Origin of the sequence: Methylobacter tundripaludum SV96, from assembly GCF_000190755.2 — a bacterium.
GTDB classification, from domain to species: domain Bacteria; phylum Pseudomonadota; class Gammaproteobacteria; order Methylococcales; family Methylomonadaceae; genus Methylobacter_A; species Methylobacter_A tundripaludum.
On record NZ_JH109153.1, the window covers coordinates 1,512,333 to 1,516,318 of the forward strand.

2 protein-coding genes and 1 pseudogene are annotated in these 3,986 nt (G+C 45.4%); 2 read left to right on the forward strand and 1 reads right to left on the reverse strand.

The window, feature by feature from the left end:
* Positions 1–572, reverse strand: a pseudogene (locus METTU_RS19550) (transposase); the annotation flags it as partial.
* A gap of 564 nt (positions 573–1,136) precedes the next feature.
* Between METTU_RS19550 and METTU_RS19555 the strand changes: the two are divergent.
* Positions 1,137–2,849: a hypothetical protein gene (locus METTU_RS19555; RefSeq protein WP_006893718.1), complete on the forward strand. Its 1,713-nt coding sequence runs from the start codon at positions 1,137–1,139 to the stop codon at positions 2,847–2,849.
* A gap of 427 nt (positions 2,850–3,276) precedes the next feature.
* On the forward strand, positions 3,277–3,986 hold a 710-nt coding region (locus METTU_RS19560; protein ID WP_006893719.1), incomplete at its 3' end, for a tyrosine-type recombinase/integrase.

Sequence of the window (3,986 nt, forward strand, 5' to 3'; positions counted from 1 at the left end):
CATCCATGTCTTCTGGAAGCGGGGAATTGTCGGCGGCTTCAGCCAGTTTCATCAAAGGTTTCAACTTCCTGTTTGAACTGGGCTTCCAGTTGATTGGCGTAATCCCAGCTCAAGGCTTTATGCTTGCTGGCATTGGCTTTAATCTTGGTGCCGTCCAGGCTCACCGTACCCAGCTTAAGCAGCCCCAAGGTTTGTGCAAGTACCAATATCTCGACAAATAGGCTTTCGATCTCTTTGCCAAAGCGCTTGCGAAAGCTGTTGATGGTGTCGTGATCTGGGTTTTCGTTGGCGCAGATGTATTTAAAGGCCATCGAGTCATGAGTGGCTTTCTCCAGTTTGCGACTGGAAAATACGCCGGTCGCGTAACCGTAGAACAGCAACGCCAACAGCATCGCCGGATGATAGGGGCGCTTTCCTTTGCCCGCATAGACGGCTGATAGCGTCCGTAAATCCAGTTGATCGACAATCTCGACAACAAAACGGGCCATATGATCTTCAGGCAAATAATCCTGAACACACGGGGGCAGAATGTAGGGGGTATCGCGATCAATCAGGATGAATTGGGTAGCCATTTTTGTTTTTTGATTTGGTGTTTCGATAGGGTTATTTTAACACTTTTTGCACTGCTAAATCCGACAGTCTCCTAGCGAACTAACGGGCACTACCGGTCATTACTCTTGATAAAATCCGTTATCAATAGTTAAAAGACATTCCTTTGCTGAGCTGAGGTGCGTAGCTGCACCCGGAAAGCTTGTTAAGTGTCCAGTAAACGTCCGCTTTAATCTCATATCTTCATCTATCTTCGATTAAAATTTAGTTAAATGTAGTTATTTGTCGGCATCTTATACATAAATACGCCTAAGTACTTATTAACATATCATTACTTAGGGAACACACTTTCACCCGCATAAGATACAACTAATCCTATGGCAATGTGGGTACAGAAAGTTGCAAATCCTGATTTAGGAAAGTCGAATTGTCGCGTGTAGCCAGAAATAAAGTCATGTTAGTCAATTCGGCTTTTTTATGTGGTACGAAATAGTGTTTTATATCTAGAAGCCAGAGTTGGTAATTTATACAACAATAGCAGAGAACCAGCGAATGCTGAGGCTGTGAATAACTTGAGGCGTTTAATAATGCTTAAGATACTTAAAATTCATTTATTTGTACCAACATTTGTACTGTTACTATCTGGAATGTTAGTTAGCGCATTTGCTCAATCTAATACTAATTTTGGGAGCCCAGGAACGAGCTACACAATCGAGGAGAAAAAAACGGACCTTCAAAAGAAAGCAGATGTGTCTGAACATGCCAATAAGCCTCACATGAATAAAGGCATGAAACCAATGAAAATAGTCAATAGAAAAGGGCTTGCTGTTATTGCTGACTTTGCTGATACCAAGCTCGAAGATTGGCAAGGTTCAGGAATCAAAGATATTTCGGATCTTTCAGATCAACTTCATAAAATGGAAGTCCATTGGGCTTGGCTTAGTCGTGGCCAAGAGATGTTCAAATGGGACATTATTCGCGTAACATTGCCTGTAAACTTAAAAGCAGACGCTTACCCAAGCTGGGGGAATTACCGTAACGCTGTGGCTGATTTGGTAAAACAGCAAATTGATGTAACCAAGTATGACAAAAACCACGACGGAATCGTAGATACTGTATGGGTTATTACGTCTACTTCAGGTAAATACTATGACTATATGGTAGGCGGTACTGCTTTTAATAACGGTGTAAACATTTTTGTTGATGGTCAAGATAGTCTAAGCGTAATCTCTGGTGCGACTGGCAATTTCAATCATGAGGTAGGTCATACCATTGGATTACAGGATATGTATGGCCCCTATGGTACGCTTTCTTACCTCACTCTCATGGCAGATAGCTGGCCAGTTCCGCCACAAGATTTTACCGCTTATGAACGGAGTGTATTGGATTGGGTTAAGCCAAAAGAGATTCGACAAACAACAAAAAAGATACATTTATCATCGGCCAATAAGAACAGGGAGGTGGTGCGTGTTTCTACTCTTCGGGACAACGAATATTTTCTGATTGAATATCGACACAGACCTGACAGTGGCTTTGGGTCGATTGCACCGCCCTACAACGGGCTTGCCGTTTATCACGTCCTTGAAAGTTCTAGCCAATCGATTAATCCACCTTTAGTTAAGTTGGAAGCGGCCGATGGATATATTGCGCCAGATTCCAGCCCTGAGTTGACTGACTTTTTGTATCCGGAAAACTTTAATATGCAAAGACCGTTTGTAGTCCACTCGTATTACGGCGGCAGGAAAATTTTCGAGATCGACAACTTATACTGGGTAGGTGATGAGGACTTGGTGTTTGATATTGCATTATCACCACTAGATATAACACAGAACAATTTGCTGGCCAATCCGTCTTTTGAACAAGGTGGTAACTTAACGCCTGATTTTTGGCAGCGTGATGCTTTTGAGTCATCAGCAGCTTTGGTTTGGGATGTTACGGTTGCAAAAGATGGTAAACATAGCGCCAGTATTTCGGCATCTTCGCCCAACGATGCCCGTTGGATTCAGACGGTGTCGAATCTTACGCCCGGTAAATCTCATGAGTTTTGTGGGTGGATACGGGGCAGTAATATTATTACCGGTCCATTAGCAGGTGTTGGAGCTAATGTATCAGTCATGGGCGGCTTTACTTCTTCTGGCAGTTTGTCGGGGAGTTTTGATTGGACCAAAGCCTGTGTTACCTTCATGCCAGAAAACACCAGCACTACCCTAGCTTGCCGTTTGGGATTTTATGGCAGCACAGTAACAGGTCAAATTTGGTGTGATGCCATGAGTTTGGAGGTTTTAGAAAGCGCTTTCTAAAGAGGCATAAGTATCTATACTCAACGTAGTTACCGCTACGGATTTTATTAAAGAGTTTTTTTTACCACGAAGGACGGACACGAATTTTATATTTATTCTTTGTATCTTTCGTGCTCTTCATGGTGATCAAAAATTCCGCATATACGGCTTACATCGGGATCAAAGCACCAAAATATTAGACAAAACGGTATGGCTGTCGGCTTTGGATTCATGGCTGCCGATTACTGACAGTCTCTGAATGACCGCTCTTCAAGGTTAAACAGCCGTTCACTGGAAATTGGCGAATGACTCTTTCTAGCCGTTGGACTAAACCGCTCACGCGGTATTGAGGCTGCGATCATAAGCCTGGGGGTGGTTGAAAGAGCGTGACATTTTCCTATGTTAAGGAATGAGGCAATCCGCCTTGTTTCAAGATAGGAGCAGTGTCATGACTTCGACAAGTAAACCCATTACCCCGTTGCGCCAACGTATGATCGACGACATGCGGATGCGCAAACTTTCCCCCAAAACCCAGGCCAGTTATATCCGTGTTGTGAAACGATTCGCGGGTTTCCTGGGACGTTCGCCTGATACAGCCAGCGTCGAAGATTTACGCCGTTATCAATTGCACTTGGTTGATCACGGTATTTCGCCGATTTCATTGAATGCGACCCTCACCGGGCTCAAGTTTCTCTTTGAAACGACGCTAGACCGCCCTGAGTTGTTGACTAAGATGCACCCGGTGCATGTACCTCACAAACTGCCGGTGGTATTGAGTCGTGAAGAGGTGGCTCGCCTGATCGCCGCCGTTGACAATCTCAAGCACCAGACAGCGTTATCGGTGGCTTACGGCGCCGGCTTACGTGCCAGCGAGGTGGTGTCGCTGAAGGTCGGTGATATCGACAGCCAGCGTATGACGCTGCGCATCGAACAGGGTAAAGGCAGCAAGGATCGTTATGCCATGCTGTCGCCGGTGCTGTTGGAACGGTTGCGCGCCTGGTGGAAGTTTGCCCATGCACAAGGCAAAATGCTCCAAGGTGGCTGGCTATTTCCTGGCTTGGACCCCATCGATCCACTCAGCACCCGTCAACTCAACCGGGCCATCCATGCCGCTGCTGAGGCGGCGCGAATTGACAAGCGGGTATCGATGCATACGCT